The 14,511-nt window shown below is 55.7% G+C and carries 14 protein-coding genes; 10 read left to right on the top strand and 4 right to left on the bottom strand.

Translation table 11 applies throughout. The annotated features are described in order from the left end of the window. Window positions 1–123: 123 nt before the first annotated feature. Entirely contained in the window at window positions 124–990 is an 867-nt protein-coding gene (locus ACLHV8_RS06790; RefSeq protein WP_049008363.1) for an L-threonine kinase, read from the top strand. On the opposite strand, the gene ACLHV8_RS06785 is transcribed toward ACLHV8_RS06790, so the two are convergent. The 4 genes from ACLHV8_RS06785 to ACLHV8_RS06770 form a co-directional block, all read right to left on the bottom strand. Then, a complete protein-coding gene (locus ACLHV8_RS06785; RefSeq protein ID WP_208594933.1) occupies window positions 982–1,629 on the bottom strand; it encodes a bifunctional precorrin-2 dehydrogenase/sirohydrochlorin ferrochelatase in 648 nt (215 codons plus the stop codon). The two genes, ACLHV8_RS06790 and ACLHV8_RS06785, sit on opposite strands and share 9 nt — an antisense overlap. A 3-nt stretch (window positions 1,630–1,632) precedes the next feature. Continuing rightward, entirely contained in the window at window positions 1,633–2,703 is a 1,071-nt protein-coding gene (gene cobD, locus ACLHV8_RS06780; protein ID WP_208594934.1) for a threonine-phosphate decarboxylase CobD, read from the bottom strand. Between the two features lie 38 nt (window positions 2,704–2,741). Next, on the bottom strand, window positions 2,742–3,512 hold the full coding sequence (cobA, locus tag ACLHV8_RS06775; protein WP_049008357.1) for a uroporphyrinogen-III C-methyltransferase: 771 nt from the start codon (window positions 3,510–3,512) through the stop codon (window positions 2,742–2,744). Between the two features lie 301 nt (window positions 3,513–3,813). After that, window positions 3,814–3,945 (bottom strand): hypothetical protein, encoded by a 132-nt coding sequence (locus tag ACLHV8_RS06770; RefSeq protein ID WP_274620804.1) that lies wholly within the window; start codon window positions 3,943–3,945, stop codon window positions 3,814–3,816. Between the two features lie 85 nt (window positions 3,946–4,030). Between ACLHV8_RS06770 and glmS the strand changes: the two genes are divergently transcribed. The 9 genes from glmS (at window position 4,031) to ACLHV8_RS06725 (ending at window position 14,509) form a co-directional block, all read left to right on the top strand. After that, entirely contained in the window at window positions 4,031–4,480 is a 450-nt protein-coding gene (gene glmS / locus ACLHV8_RS06765) for a methylaspartate mutase subunit S (RefSeq protein ID WP_028019184.1), read from the top strand. After that, a complete protein-coding gene (gene glmL, locus ACLHV8_RS06760) occupies window positions 4,480–5,868 on the top strand; it encodes a methylaspartate mutase accessory protein GlmL (protein ID WP_049008356.1) in 1,389 nt (462 codons plus the stop codon). The genes glmS and glmL overlap by 1 nt, the downstream gene beginning before the upstream one ends. 18 nt (window positions 5,869–5,886) lie before the next feature. After that, window positions 5,887–7,332 carry a methylaspartate mutase subunit E gene (locus ACLHV8_RS06755; RefSeq protein WP_049008353.1) on the top strand — a complete coding sequence of 482 codons (1,446 nt, stop codon included), beginning with the start codon at window positions 5,887–5,889 and terminating at the stop codon, window positions 7,330–7,332. Continuing rightward, the gene (locus ACLHV8_RS06750; protein ID WP_208594473.1) at window positions 7,332–8,573 is read left to right on the top strand and encodes a methylaspartate ammonia-lyase; all 1,242 of its coding nucleotides are present in this window, start codon (window positions 7,332–7,334) and stop codon (window positions 8,571–8,573) included. The genes ACLHV8_RS06755 and ACLHV8_RS06750 overlap by 1 nt, the downstream gene beginning before the upstream one ends. A 3-nt stretch (window positions 8,574–8,576) precedes the next feature. Next, complete coding sequence (locus ACLHV8_RS06745) at window positions 8,577–9,947, top strand: acyclic terpene utilization AtuA family protein (RefSeq protein WP_208594472.1); 1,371 nt, start codon at window positions 8,577–8,579, stop codon at window positions 9,945–9,947. Next, window positions 9,944–10,261 carry a DUF4387 domain-containing protein gene (locus ACLHV8_RS06740; protein ID WP_049008345.1) on the top strand — a complete coding sequence of 106 codons (318 nt, stop codon included), beginning with the start codon at window positions 9,944–9,946 and terminating at the stop codon, window positions 10,259–10,261. Before ACLHV8_RS06745 ends, ACLHV8_RS06740 begins: the two co-directional genes overlap by 4 nt. A gap of 165 nt (window positions 10,262–10,426) precedes the next feature. Further along, window positions 10,427–11,719 carry a dicarboxylate/amino acid:cation symporter gene (locus ACLHV8_RS06735; RefSeq protein WP_049008338.1) on the top strand — a complete coding sequence of 431 codons (1,293 nt, stop codon included), beginning with the start codon at window positions 10,427–10,429 and terminating at the stop codon, window positions 11,717–11,719. A 54-nt stretch (window positions 11,720–11,773) separates the two neighbouring features. Then, window positions 11,774–12,775 carry a glutaminase A gene (gene glsA / locus ACLHV8_RS06730; protein WP_049008337.1) on the top strand — a complete coding sequence of 334 codons (1,002 nt, stop codon included), beginning with the start codon at window positions 11,774–11,776 and terminating at the stop codon, window positions 12,773–12,775. Window positions 12,776–12,853: 78 nt separating this feature from the next. Beyond that, window positions 12,854–14,509: a class I fumarate hydratase gene (locus ACLHV8_RS06725; RefSeq protein WP_208594474.1), complete on the top strand. Its 1,656-nt coding sequence runs from the start codon at window positions 12,854–12,856 to the stop codon at window positions 14,507–14,509. Window positions 14,510–14,511: the final 2 nt, after the last annotated feature.

Here is a 14,511-nt window from a genome sequence, read left to right as displayed (position 1 = left end):
GTATTCAGCAGAATCGCAGAATAATATGTAGATTATCCAGACGGGAATTTGCGGTATATCAAGGTACGAGGGAGATCCTCATGACACTATGCTTCAGAATTTGCAGACCAGAAAGGTGGAAACGTGGCTGTTGCGCAATGCCCCGCGTCGTGCGGTGAGCTTATCCAGGGCTGGATTTTGGGTAGTGAGAAACTGGTCTCCTGCCCTGTCGAATGGTACAGCACGGTTGAGGTGAGCTACGGCTCAGCCCTGGCGGATGAACGCCCGCTGTCGCGCGCGATGGTCGAGCGGTTATTGCAGCACTGGCACTACCCGGCGCAGTTGAGCCAGGATATCCGCATTGATGTGCATTCGACCATCCCGATTGCCAAAGGGATGGCCAGCAGCACCGCAGATATTGCCGCCACCGCCGTCGCCACCGCCCACCATCTGGGGCATCAGCTTGACGAAAGCACGCTGGCAACGCTTTGCGTTTCGCTCGAACCCACCGACAGTACCGTGTTTCGCCAGTTGACCCTTTTTGATCATAACGACGCTTCCACGCAGATTTCATGTGACGCCCAGCCCAATCTCGATCTGCTTGTTCTCGAAAGTCCGCAAACGCTGCGCACGGCAGATTACCACCGCATCCCGCGTCAGGCGGGGTTACATGCCGGTGCGCCAGCGCTGAAACGCGCATGGGAAAAAGTACAGGAATCCTGTATGACGCAAAACCCTTACCGGATGGGAGAAGCGGCAACCCTCAGCGCCATCGCCAGCCAGACGCTGTTGCCTAAACCGGATTTTGACGCACTGCTCTCACTGGTGGAGGAGTGCGGTATCTACGGGGTGAACGTGGCGCACAGCGGCAGCGTCGTGGGGCTGATGCTGGACAGAAATAAAGACGATGTCGATTATGTGAAATGGCTGTTAGCGAAAAAACAGCTCACCCGCCACTGGCCTGAACAACACCTGCTGCGGATGGTAAAAGGCGGCGTGACGCTACTCTGACAGCAACTTGTGCTGAATGAACCACTCGACCTGCTGCTTAACCTCTTGCTCGTGTTCCTGCGCTAAAGCCTGTTGCAGCGGAACATGCCGGAAAAACGCGTCCCAAAATGCACGCTTGCGCTCCCGGTCACTGCACGCGCTATTTACCCTTTCACGCAGCACCCCCGCCAGCCGCACGCTTTCCCGCATGCCAGGGGGAAGATGGGCTGCGACATGCGCTTTGAGGATCTTGCTGTACACCGGCGCATTGCCCCCGCAGCTCAGCGCAATAATGATCGGCGAATGGTCAATAATAGCCGGCGAGATAAAGGTGGCAGCAGAAGGGTCGTCTGCGACATTGCAAAACAGACGCTCCGCGCTGGCGGCCCTGGCAACCTGACGGTTCACCTGCGGATCGCTGGTTGCGGCAATGACCAGCCAGCATGACTGCAGATACTGCGGCGCAAACGTCGCCGGGACCCACTCGATGTCACCGCACGCGTGCAGGCTGGCGAGTTCCGGCGTCAGGGAGGGCGCAACCAGACGCAGCTCAGCCCCGGCAGCCAGCAGCCCCTTTGCCTTATGCGTCGCCACCTGCCCGCCACCGACGATCAGGCAGAGCTTACCCTTCAGATTGCAAAAAATCGGGAAATAGTCCATCGCCTAGCCTTGTAAAACGTCAGTCAGCGCGGCAATAAACCGACGGTTCTCCGCTTCAGTACGCACGGCAATCCGATAGTAGTCGCGATCGAGCCCTGGATAGTTTTCGCAGTGGCGAATAAGGATATGGTGACCAAGCAGTGCCGCTTTCAGGTCGAAACCCTGACGCAGGCAGCGGAAGAAAATAAAGTTGGCCTGCGGCTCCCAGACCACCAGCGATGAAAAACGCGTCATCGCCTGCCACAGGAAATCCCGCTCCCGGGCGATAAAGGCGTGGCTGCGAGCAATATAGTCTTCATCCAACAGCAAATGTTGCCCCACAAGCGCCGAGAAGGCATTCACGGACCAGGGCTCGCGGGTGCGTTTCAGCTGGCGAATAGTCTGCGTATTTCCGCTCAGCAGATACCCAAGGCGCAGTCCGGGAATAGCAAAAAATTTGGTCAGAGAACGCAGCAGGTAAAGATAACGTGACTCAGCCAGCCGTGGCGCCAGCGTGGAGCCTTGCGGCAGAAAATCGATGAACGCTTCATCCACAATCAGCGAAATCTCCAGCGTTTCGCACAGCGAGGCCAGCCGATCGAGAAGACCGGTATCAGGCATGAGTCCGGTAGGGTTATTCGGCGTTGCGATGAACAGGCAATCGGGCCTGTGCGCGCGAACGGCGTCCAGTATGGAGAAATCCACCTGGAACCCGTTCTGCTCACTCAGCGCATAGTCGATTATCTCGCAACCCTGCTGCTGTAATGCCCGGCGATATTCGGCAAACCCCGGCACCAGCAGCATCGCCCGGCGAGGGGCAAGCGTTCGCACCAGGCCATAGATCAGCTCCGTTTCGCCATTCCCGGCAATCGTCTGGTCGTAGTCACACCGACTGGCGCTGGCCAGCGCCTGATGAAGATGGCGGTATTCAACGTCCGGGTACTGCGTGATGATATCCAGATGGGACACAATGAGCGACCTGACGCGCTCGGGCAGGCCTAACGGATTGATGTTCGCGCTAAAATCCAACAGCAACTCGGGAGCGATCCCCAACTGCAGCCCCGTTTCCAGGACATTACCACCATGCTCACTCATTCGTTTCACTCGGCCATTTCGAAAATGTCAGGATAACATCAGACAACAACCTGATTCAGCGCGATATGCGATGCAGAAAACGCCAGTATCTCCTGCAGGTTGACCACCTCACCGACGACAATCAGCGCAGGAGCATGCAGTTTTTGACGCTCAACCTCGAGGTGGATATCGGTCAGCGTACCTTTGGCAATCTGCTGACGAGACTGGCTGGCATACATCACTACCGCCACCGGCGTCTCAGCGGACATGCCTCCCTCAATGAGCTGCTGGCAGATTTCCGTCAGCCGGGTCATTCCCATCAGAACGATCAGCGTTCCGTTGATTTGCGCCAGCGCATGCCAGTTTTGCGGGTCGTTCCCCTGGCACATATGACCGGTCACAATATGAAAACTGGAGGCGTAATGACGGTGCGTGACCGGGATCCCGGCATAGGCCAATCCGCCAATCGCGGAGCTGATCCCCGGCACGACTTCGAACGCCAGGCCGTCTTTTGCCAGCTGCTCGGCCTCTTCCCCCCCGCGGCCAAAAACGTAGGGGTCACCGCCTTTCAGACGCACCACCTGCCGCCCTTCCCCGGCGTGCTTGACCAGCAAGGCATTGATTTGTTCCTGAGGTACCGGATGATGACTTGGGGTTTTACCGACATCAATAATCAGACAGCTTGCCGGAGCCTGAGCCAGAAGCTCAGGGTTAACCAGGCGATCGTGAACAATCACCTCCGCATGGCGGATACAGTGCAGACCTTTTACCGTAATTAAAGACGCATCGCCAGGCCCTGCCCCTACAAGCCAAACCTTCCCTTTACTCATCGTTATATCCTCAGATTAAATATTCAAAGACGTAAGAAAGCGGGTAATTAAAATTAGCGCTGAATTATACCCACCTCCAGATGCCAAAAATTTGATGTATTTATCACTCTCCCTTAATTGTATGAATGGCGTTTATGACCAATATCAATAAAACAGTAAATACCTTCTCACCAATGTCTGCATGGCAATAGACCTCCACTTATAAAAGTCAAAAAAAATATATTTACCACCCACAACAATAAAACAGGCGCTCGATCACAAATATTACAATGTTTTTGTTATCAACGTTTACAGATAAATATCAAACCCAAAACCAACAACATCCAATAGATTGAATTTCAATGACTTTCCATGACACATCATAACCATCATCATTTTTGGAAGGATTTTTTGAAAATAGATCAATTGCTTCCTTTTCGTCTTCAAAAGACACTCCAACACCATTAACAGACCGAATATCCATTAACTATTTTTAATACCCATAATATTTTTACAATCAGCCCTACAGAGGATTACCCATGAAGAAATCAACACTTGTCATTGGCGTCATTGGTGCTGACTGCCATGCGGTAGGCAATAAAGTTCTGGACCGTGTTTTTACTTCCCATAATTTTCACGTAATCAATCTTGGTGTGATGGTGAGCCAGGATGAATATATTGATGCGGCCATCGAAACCGGGGCTGATGCTATTGTCGTTTCATCCATCTACGGCCATGGCGATATCGACTGTCTGGGGCTGCGTGAGCGCTGCATCGAACGCGGTATCGGCGACATCCTGCTTTTTGTGGGCGGTAATCTGGTCGTGGGTAAGCACGATTTTGCCGACGTCGAAGCCAAATTCAAAGAGATGGGTTTCAACCGCGTTTTCGCCCCAAGCCACGACCTGGAAGACGTCTGTCAGCTGATGGCGAACGATATACAGCAGCGTCAGCGCGTTGAAGAGCTTTGTCTCGAAGAGGGCTTCTGATGCAAATCGTCTCAGTCGACATTGGTTCGACGTGGACCAAAGCAGCACTCTTCACGCCGGAGGGTGATGCGCTAACGTTGGTCAACCATGTTCTGACCCCGACGACGACCCACCACCTGGCGGAAGGGTTCTTTACCAGCCTGAACCAGGTGCTAAACGTTGCCGATGCGCGACCTTTGCTGAACAGCGGGGACGTTACGCTGAAATACTCCTCGTCGGCAAAAGGTGGGCTCGCCGTTGCCGCAATGGGTCTGGTGCCGTCGATCACCCTGGAATCGGCCAAAGTCACCGCCCATTCAGCAGGTGCCAAAATCGCCCAGTACTACTCCTACAAACTGAACCGCCACGATATTCGGGCGCTGGAGGATTCTCCACCGGACATTCTGCTGTTCACAGGCGGTACGGATGGCGGAGAAGAGAGCTACGGTCTTGCCAATGCCCGCGCGCTGGCCGCATCAACGCTGGATTGCGCCATTATCTACGCTGGAAACCGCGATATTCAGGACGACGTGCAGGCTATTCTTGGCCACAAAGATCTGATTACGGTCGACAACGTTTTGCCTGACCTCGATCACCCGAATCCGTATGCCGCCCGCAAGGCCATCTGCGATGTCTTTCTGTCCCGCATTGTGAAGGGAAAAGGGCTGGACGTTATCGTCGGGGAAACCGGCGAAGAGCCGATGCCAACACCGTGGACCGTCTACGAGCTGGTGAAAGCGATCAGCGACGTCGACAGCGCGTGGAAAGAATTCATGCTGATCGACATGGGCGGTGCCACCACCGACGTCTATTCCGCCAGCGCCAACATGCTCTCCCCGGATACCGTTCTGCACGGCGTGCCTGAGCCGTTTGTGAAACGCACCGTCGAGGGAGACCTCGGTATGCGCGTCTCGGCGGTGGTGGTCGGCGAAAGTACACACGAACTGGTGAACGCGGTGTTTGCCCATCAGCCTCAGCGCAAGGAAGCGTTTTATCGCTATCTGCGCCATCTGGTCGCACATCCGGATTATCTGCCTGTCACCGAAGAAGAAAAACATTTCGACACGCTGCTGGCCGGGCTATGCGTTGGGTACGCCAGCGAGCGCCACGCTGGCACCAAAAAACAGGTCTGTACCTGCGTAGGTAACGTCGATTTGCAGGTGGGGCGCGATCTGACCACCGTGCGCAAAGTGGTCGGCTCCGGGGGATGGCTCTCCCGCGCCAGTCAGTTTGATGTTCACCGCTGGCTGAAGTACCGCGAGCTGGACGACAGCAGCAGACGCGTGCTTTTACCCGGGCAGTTTGATTATTACCGCGATGCAAAAGGTCTGCTTCCTCTGCTGGCGAATGTCGCCAGGCTGGACCCGCAGGCGGCGGCTCGCACCAGTATTCATTGTTTAACCCTATAAAACCTAAGGCAGCAACGAATGGAACTTCGAAATAAAAAGCTAACCCATGACGAATTCATGACTGAGCGGCGACAGGTCTTACAAACCTGGCATACCGGCAAGGACGTTGAGAACTTCGAAGATGGCGTGAAGTACCAGCAAACCATTCCTGAGCAAAAACGCTTTTCTCACGCACTACTGAAGGCCGACCAGGAAGGTAAAACCCTGAGCCAGCCGCGCGCAGGCGTAGCGCTCATGGATGAACATATCGCCCTGCTCAAAACGCTGCAGGAAGATTGCGATTTGCTGCCCAGCACCATTGATGCCTACACCCGTCTGAATCGCTATGAAGAGGCAGCGGTAGGTATCCAAAAATCCATCGAAGCGGGCACCTCCAAACTTAACGGCTTACCGGTCGTTAACCACGGCGTCGCCGCCTGCCGTCGCATGACTGAAGCGCTGGAGAAACCGATTCAGGTACGTCACGGCACGCCAGATGCGCGCCTGCTGGCGGAGATCGCAATGGCCAGCGGCTTTACCAGCTACGAAGGCGGCGGTATCTCGTACAACATCCCGTACGCTAAGCGCGTCACTCTGGAAAAATCCATCCGCGACTGGCAGTACTGCGACCGCCTGATGGGCCTGTACGAAGAGAACGGCATCCGTATCAACCGCGAACCGTTTGGCCCGCTGACCGGCACCCTGATCCCGCCGTTTGTGTCCCACTCGGTGGCGATTATCGAAGGTCTGCTGGCGCTGGAACAGGGCGTGAAGTCAATCACCGTCGGCTACGGCCAGGTCGGTAGCCTGACGCAGGATATCGCCGCCATTCAGGCTCTACGCGAACTCTCCCACGAATATTTCCATAACCACGGCTTTGACGATTACGAGCTGAGTACCGTCTTCCACCAGTGGATGGGCGGCTTCCCGGAAGATGAGTCAAAAGCGTTTGCCATTATCTCCTGGGGTGCAGCGGTTGCCGGTATGTCCGGAGCGACCAAAGTGATCACCAAGAGCCCGCACGAAGCGTTCGGTATTCCGACCGCTGCCGCAAACGCCCAGGGGCTGAAGGCCTCGCGTCAGATGCTCAACATGGTCAGCGATCAGAAATTCCCACCGTGCGCCGCCGTTGAGCAGGAAGTCGAGCTCATTAAGAGCGAAGTCCGCGCCGTGCTGAAAAAAGTCTTCGAGCTGGGCAACGGCGATGTCGCGCGCGGAACGGTGCTGGCGTTTGAAGCTGGCGTGCTGGACGTACCGTTTGCTCCCGCCTCCTGCAACGCGGGCAAAATCCTGCCGGTGCGTGATAACGCCGGTGCGATTCGCGTGCTGGAAGCCGGCGCGGTTCCGCTGCCGAAAGATATTCTCGCCCTGCATCACGATTACGTCGCCGAGCGCGCGCGTTTTGAAGGACGTAAGCCCTCATTCCAGATGGTTGTTGATGACATCAACGCGGTATCCCACAGTAAATTAATAGGAAGACCATAATGAAAATTAAACAGGCCCTTTTCACCGCAGGCTACTCCTCATTCTATTTCGACGATCAGCAGGCCATCAAAAACGGTGCCGGGCATGACGGGTTTATCTATACCGGCGCTCCGGTAACGCCTGGATTTACGTCTGTTCGTCAGGCGGGTGAATGCGTATCCGTACAGCTGATTCTGGAAAACGGCGCGGTGGCGGTGGGCGATTGTGCAGCGGTGCAATATTCAGGTGCAGGCGGTCGCGATCCGCTGTTCCTGGCTGAACACTTCATTCCATTCCTTAACGATCACATCAAACCGCTGCTGGAAGGCCGTGACGTTGACAGGTTCCTGACGAACGCCCGCTTCTTTGACGAACTGCGTATAGATGGCCATCTGCTGCATACCGCCGTGCGTTATGGCCTGTCGCAGGCGCTGCTCGACGCGGCAGCCCTGGCGACCGGTCGTCTGAAAACGGAAGTCGTTTGTGACGAGTGGCAACTGCCGTGCGTCCCGGAAGCCATCCCATTATTTGGTCAGAGCGGTGACGACCGCTATATCGCCGTCGACAAAATGATCCTCAAAGGCGTTGATGTACTGCCGCATGCGCTTATCAACAACGTGGAAGAGAAGCTGGGCCTGAAAGGGGAAAAACTGCGTGAGTATGTACGCTGGTTATCCGACCGCATCTTAAGCCTGCGCACCAGCCCGCGCTATCGCCCGACGCTGCACATTGACGTGTACGGCACTATCGGTCTGATTTTCGATATGGACCCGGTCCGTTGCGCCGCGTATATCGCCAGCCTCGAAAAAGAGGCCCAGGGCCTGCCGTTGTACATTGAGGGGCCGGTGGATGCGGGTAACAAGCCGGACCAAATCCGCCTGCTGACCGCCATCACCCACGAGCTGATGCACCTGGGTTCCGGCGTGAAAATCGTTGCCGATGAGTGGTGTAACACCTATCAGGACATTGTGGATTTCACCGATGCGGGCAGCTGCCACATGGTGCAGATCAAAACCCCGGACCTTGGCGGTATTCACAACATCGTTGATGCGGTGCTGTATTGCAACAAACACGGCATGGAAGCCTATCAGGGCGGTACCTGTAACGAAACGGAAATCAGCGCCCGCACCTGCGTGCACGTGGCCCTCGCCGCTCGCCCGATGCGCATGCTGATCAAACCGGGCATGGGCTTCGATGAAGGTCTTAACATCGTGTTTAACGAAATGAACCGCACCATCGCACTGTTGCAAACTAAGGATTAAAAGATGGCACGTACATTTAAGATCTTATCGCCAACGGCAATCCTGGGCTATGGCTTCCCGGAAGAGAGTTTTCGTAAAGCTATGGAAGAATCGCCGGATCTTATTGCGGTTGACGCGGGCTCTTCCGACCCTGGCCCCCACTACCTGGGGGCAGGTAAACCTTTCACCGACCGGGCGGGGGTAAAACGCGATCTGCGCTATATGATCGTGGCTGGCGTTAAGCACAATATTCCGGTGGTGATCGGTACCGCAGGTGGCTCCGGTGCCGCGCCGCATCTGGAGTGGTGCCGGCAGATAATCCTCGAAATTGCTCAGGAAGAGAAACTCTCATTCTCTATGGCGCTGATCCCCTCGGATGTCGATAAAGCCACTGTGCATCAGGCGCTGGACAACGGGAAAATCACTGCCCTGGATTTCGTCCCGGAGCTGACCCACGAGGCCATCGAGGAGAGCACCTATATTGTCGCGCAGATGGGTATCGAGCCTTTCCAGCGGGCTCTTGCGGCCGGGGCGCAGGTGGTGCTGGGCGGACGGGCATACGATCCGGCCTGCTTTGCCGCACTGCCTATCATGCAGGGCTTCGATGAAGGTCTGGCGCTGCATTGCGGTAAGATCCTTGAGTGCGCGGCGATTGCTGCTACGCCGGGATCTGGCTCCGACTGCGCGATGGGCATCATTGACGATAACGGCTTTACGCTGAAAACGTTTAATCCGAAGCGTAAATTCACCGAAACGTCGGCCGCGGCGCACACCCTGTATGAGAAATCCGACCCGTATTTCCTGCCGGGACCGGGCGGCGTTCTGAACCTGAAAGGGTGCAGCTTCAAAGCGGTCAACGAGGGCGAAGTGTACGTCAGCGGTTCCCGCCACGAAGAAACGCCGTATGCGCTGAAGCTGGAAGGCGCCCGCCGGGTTGGCTTCCGCTGCCTGACCATTGCCGGTACGCGCGACCCGATCATGATTGCCGGGATCGATAACATCCTCGAAGAGGTGCAGGTCAGCGTGAAGCGCAACCTCTCGCTGAATGACGACAGCATCCGCATGACGTTCCACCTGTACGGAAAGAACGGCGTGATGGGCAACCATGAGCCGATGCAGTCCGCCGGGCACGAGCTGGGTATTTTGCTGGACGTGGTGGCCCCCACCCAGGATATCGCCAACAGCGTCTGTTCGCTGGTGCGCTCTACCCTGCTGCACTACGGCTATGAAAACCGGATCGCCACAGCGGGCAACCTCGCGTTCCCGTTCTCCCCTTCCGATATTCAGAGCGGCCCGGTGTATGAGTTCTCAATCTACCACCTGATCGAAGCGAGCGACGCGCTGCGTTTTGATTTCCACCTCGAACAGGTCACGCCAGAAGGAGTTCAGTTATGAAACACAGTATTTGCTCACTGGCGCAGGTCATTCGTTCTAAAAATGCGGGGCCGTATGAGCTGGTTCTGGATATTTTATTTAAAACGCGTGAAGACTATCAGCGGGTAAAAGCCTCGGAGCAATTAACGCCACAGCTTATTGCCCGTTTATATAACGTTAAGCCTGACTTTATACATCGCATTATCTGGTTCGACCCGGCCAATGCGGTCAAAATTGTCATGCCTCGCGATATTATCTCCGGCAACGTCGGTGACAATGATGTTTATGGTGCCCAGCAGCATGCGCCGTTATTAAGTATTGAGTTTGAGCTGTAACACTACAAATACAACAACGTCCATTGGGATATAGATATTTGCTGTATCACTGTATTCCAGATAATTCATGCGGTTGGTCACAACAAACGTGCGTCTGAGCGGTTCGTCATGGCTCAGACGCACGCGACCCTACACATTAACCAACCTTTATCCGATGGAGTAAACATGAAAAAAATAAGCTTAACGAAAATGATCATATTAGGTTTGATACTCGGCATGATAGCCGGGGTGGTCATTAATAATATGGCATCAGCAGATACAGCAAAATCGTATTCACAAGATATTTCTATTTTCACCACTATATTCTTACGTATGGTGAAAATGATTATCGCCCCACTGGTCATTTCAACCCTGGTGGTCGGCATAGCCAAAATGGGTGATGCTAAAACACTCGGCCGTATATTCTCCAAAACCTTTTTCCTTTTTATTTGTGCCTCGCTGCTGTCGATCGCGCTGGGGCTGGTTATCGTCAATATCTTCCAGCCTGGCGCAGGCATTAACTTTGTCGCCCATGACGCCGGGGCCGTTGCGGCCGTTCAGTCCGAGCCGTTCACGCTGAAAGTGTTTATCTCTCACGCGGTACCGACCAGCATCGTTGATGCTATGGCCCGCAACGAGATCCTGCAAATCGTGGTGTTCTCGATTTTCCTCGGCTGCAGCCTGGCGGCCATTGGCGAGAAAGCCGAGCCCATCATTAAGGTGCTCGACTCTCTGGTGCATGTGATGCTGAAGCTGACGGGCTACGTCATGCTGTTTGCACCGCTGACCGTGTTTGCCGCGATCTCCGGACTGATTGCCGAACGCGGTCTGGGTGTGATGGTCAGCGCAGGTATTTTCATGGGCGAGTTCTACATGACGCTCGGCCTGCTGTGGGCGATTCTGATTGGCCTGTCCACGATGATTGTCGGTCCGTGCATCAGTCGTCTGACAAAAGCGATCCTCGAACCTGCGCTGCTGGCCTTTACGACCTCAAGTTCAGAAGCGGCTTTCCCGGGCACGCTGAACAAACTGGAAAAATTCGGCGTCTCCTCCAGGATTGCCAGCTTTGTCCTGCCCATCGGCTACTCCTTTAACCTGGTCGGCTCAATGGCCTACTGTTCGTTTGCTACCGTGTTTATCGCCCAGGCGTGCAACATCGAACTGAGCATTGGCGAGCAGATTACCATGCTGCTGATCCTGATGCTGACCTCGAAAGGGATGGCGGGCGTGCCGCGTGCATCGATGGTGGTTATTGCCGCCACGCTCAACCAGTTCAACATTCCGGAAGCGGGCCTGATTTTGCTGATGGGCGTCGATCCGTTCCTCGACATGGGCCGTTCCGCCACCAACGTAATGAGTAACGCGATGGGTGCCGCCATCGTCGGGCGCTGGGAAGGCGAACACTTCGGCGTCGGCTGCCGCGGCAAGGTTCCGGCCAAAGAAAGTACCACTTCAGATACAGAAATCGCCATGTATTGATTACAAAGGCCAACCGTCGTTGGCCTTTTATCTTCCGATTTACAGGATAGCCCCATGAAGATAAATATTTTCGGCGTCAGCCTCTTATCCTTCAGCCTGTTATTTAGCGCCGCCGCGCTGGCGCAACCCGCCCCGGACTACGCGCAGCTGCTTGAGCAGGCTCACCAAAAATTTAAAGGTAATCATGAGGGGAAAGTCGCCGATTACATCCCTGCCCTGGCGACCTATAGCCCCAACAATTTCGCCATCACACTTGCCACGGTCGACGGCAACATTTACCAGGTTGGCGATGTAAAAAAAGCGTTCCCAATGGAGTCGCTGAGTAAAGTGTTCACCCTGGCGCTGGCGATGGAGCAGCGTGGTCCGCAGGAGGTGCTGGATAAACTCGGTGCCAGTGCGACCGGTCTGCCCTTCAACTCCGGCTTAGCGGTTGAGCTGACCAAAGGTGCGCCGGAAAACCCGCTGGTAAATGCGGGGGCGATGAGCACGGTAAGCCTGATCGAGGCGAAAGATAAGACCGACCGCTGGAACAAAATTCTCAATAACCTGAATTCGTGGGCCGATGCCTCGCTGACCGTCAACGAACCGGTGTTCAAATCAGAAATGGAGACCAATCAGCATAACCAGGCGCTGGCGATGCTGATGGCGTCCTACAACAGCTTTTATGGCGATACCCGGGAAGCTGTCGAAATCTATACCCGCCAGTGTTCCGTAGATATCACCGTTGAGCAGCTCGCCAAAATGGGCGCAGTGCTGGCGAACAAAGGCAAATCACCTTTCAACGGTAAGCAATTGCTGAATGAACGCTACGTACCGCAGGTTCTGGCGGAAATGGCGATTGCCGGGCTGTACGACGGTAGTGGCAAATGGCTGTACACCGTTGGGATCCCGGCGAAGAGCGGTGTCGGCGGCGGCATGGTTGCCATCGTGCCCGGGCAATACGCCATCGCGGTCTATTCGCCACCGCTGGATGCCGCCGGGAATAGCGTCCGCGCCCAGCAGACGATTGCGTACGTCGCTGAGGCGACGCAGGCCAATCTCTTTTTAGCCCATTGACCCAACCGGCTGTGATTTTGTAAGCCGGGCGTGGCAGCTGCGCCAGCGCCCGGCAAAAACGACCACAAAGAGAGAAGTATTATGTCTAAACCATTTGTCTGGCAGGAATTGTTTGTTCAAAGTAACGATACGACGGAATATGAACTCCTCAGCACGCAACACGTTACGGTGACGGAGTTAGAGGGCGAGGAGGTCATTAAGATGGCGCCTGAGGCATTGACCCTGCTGGCCCAGCAGGCCTTTTATGAAGCCTCATTTTTCCTGCGCGCCGGACATTTAACGCAGATAGCCAGCATCCTGCACGACCCGCAGGCCAGCAGTAACGATAAGTATGTCGCCCTGCAGCTGCTGCGTAACGCCGAGGTATCGGCAAAAGGCGTTCTGCCAAACTGTCAGGATACCGGCACGGCCACCGTCGTGGCGAGCAAAGGCCAGCACGTCTGGACCGGCGGTGATGATGCCGAAGCGCTGAGCAAGGGAATTTACGCCACCTTTAGCGAGTGTAACCTGCGCTACTCGCAAAACGCACCGCTGGACATGTATACCGAGGTCAACACCCAAACCAACCTGCCGGCGCAGATAGACATCAGCGCCACGCCGGGGAGCGAATATCGCTTCCTGTTTGTCAATAAAGGCGGCGGTTCGGCTAACAAAGCCGCGCTGTTCCAGGAAACGAAATCCATTCTGCAGCCGGAGAAGCTCACCGCGTTCCTGATCGAGAAGATGAAGTCGCTCGGTACCGCGGCCTGTCCACCGTATCACATTGCCTTTGTGGTCGGCGGTCTCTCTGCAGACCAGGCGCTGAAGGTGGCGAAGCTGGCTTCAACAAAATATTATGACAACCTGCCCACCAGCGGGAACGAGCTGGGCCAGGCGTTCCGCGATACGGCGCTGGAAGCTACGCTGCTCAACGCCAGCCGCGAATTCGGCATCGGCGCCCAGTTTGGCGGCAAGTACTTCGCGCACGATATCCGCGTCATCCGTCTGCCGCGCCACGGCGGTTCCTGTCCTGTCGCCATGGCACTCTCCTGCTCAGCCGACCGCAATATCAAAGCGAAAATCAACAAACACGGTATCTGGCTGGAGAAGCTGGAACATAACCCAGGGAAATATATCCCGGAGGCCAGCCGTGATGAAAACGACGCCCGAGCCGTACAGATTAACCTGAACCGCCCGCTGCGTGAGATCCTGCGCGATATGTCCGCCCTGCCGATCGGCACCCGGCTGTCGTTAAGCGGCCCGATTGTGGTCGCCCGCGACATCGCCCACGCAAAAATCAAAGCGCGGCTGGATAACGGCGAGCCGATGCCTGAGTACATGAAAAACCATATCGTCTATTACGCCGGGCCGGCGAAAACACCGGAGAATCAGGCCTGCGGCTCCCTCGGCCCAACCACCGGCGGGCGCATGGACGGCTATGTCGATGCGTTCCAGGCCGCGGGCGGAAGCCTGATCATGCTTTCCAAAGGTAACCGCAGCCAGCAGGTCACCGATGCCTGCCATAAACACGGTGGCTTCAACCTCGGCAGTATCGGGGGTGCGGCGGCTCTGCTGGCACAGCAGTTCGTGAAAAGCCTGCGCTGCCTGGAGTATCCCGAACTGGGCATGGAGGCGGTATGGATGATGGAGGTCGAAAATCTGCCCGCCTTTGTGCTGGTGGACGACAAAGGGAATAATTTCTTCAGCCAGTTTGAGCAGCAGCATCGCTGCGCATCCTGCCCTGCCGGACATTAAGG

Origin of the sequence: Enterobacter sp. CPE_E863, from assembly GCF_046521465.1 — a bacterium.
Lineage (GTDB): Bacteria > Pseudomonadota > Gammaproteobacteria > Enterobacterales > Enterobacteriaceae > Enterobacter > Enterobacter adelaidei.
The sequence above is the reverse complement of the archived record's forward strand: the minus strand, read 5'-3'. Positions and strand labels throughout refer to the sequence as shown.

Excerpts from the sequence above, each read along its gene's own strand:
- cobD (WP_208594934.1), bottom strand. The coding sequence starts at position 2,703 with ATGAGTGAGCATGGTGGTAATGTCCTGGAAACGGGGCTGCAGTTGGGG.
- ACLHV8_RS06785 (WP_208594933.1), bottom strand. The coding sequence starts at position 1,629 with ATGGACTATTTCCCGATTTTTTGCAATCTGAAGGGTAAGCTCTGCCTG.
- ACLHV8_RS06750 (WP_208594473.1), top strand. The coding sequence starts at position 7,332 with ATGAAAATTAAACAGGCCCTTTTCACCGCAGGCTACTCCTCATTCTAT.
- cobA (WP_049008357.1), bottom strand. The coding sequence starts at position 3,512 with ATGAGTAAAGGGAAGGTTTGGCTTGTAGGGGCAGGGCCTGGCGATGCG.
- glsA (WP_049008337.1), top strand. The coding sequence starts at position 11,774 with ATGAAGATAAATATTTTCGGCGTCAGCCTCTTATCCTTCAGCCTGTTA.
- ACLHV8_RS06735 (WP_049008338.1), top strand. The coding sequence starts at position 10,427 with ATGAAAAAAATAAGCTTAACGAAAATGATCATATTAGGTTTGATACTC.
- glmL (WP_049008356.1), top strand. The coding sequence starts at position 4,480 with ATGCAAATCGTCTCAGTCGACATTGGTTCGACGTGGACCAAAGCAGCA.
- ACLHV8_RS06755 (WP_049008353.1), top strand. The coding sequence starts at position 5,887 with ATGGAACTTCGAAATAAAAAGCTAACCCATGACGAATTCATGACTGAG.
- ACLHV8_RS06745 (WP_208594472.1), top strand. The coding sequence starts at position 8,577 with ATGGCACGTACATTTAAGATCTTATCGCCAACGGCAATCCTGGGCTAT.
- ACLHV8_RS06740 (WP_049008345.1), top strand. The coding sequence starts at position 9,944 with ATGAAACACAGTATTTGCTCACTGGCGCAGGTCATTCGTTCTAAAAAT.
- glmS (WP_028019184.1), top strand. The coding sequence starts at position 4,031 with ATGAAGAAATCAACACTTGTCATTGGCGTCATTGGTGCTGACTGCCAT.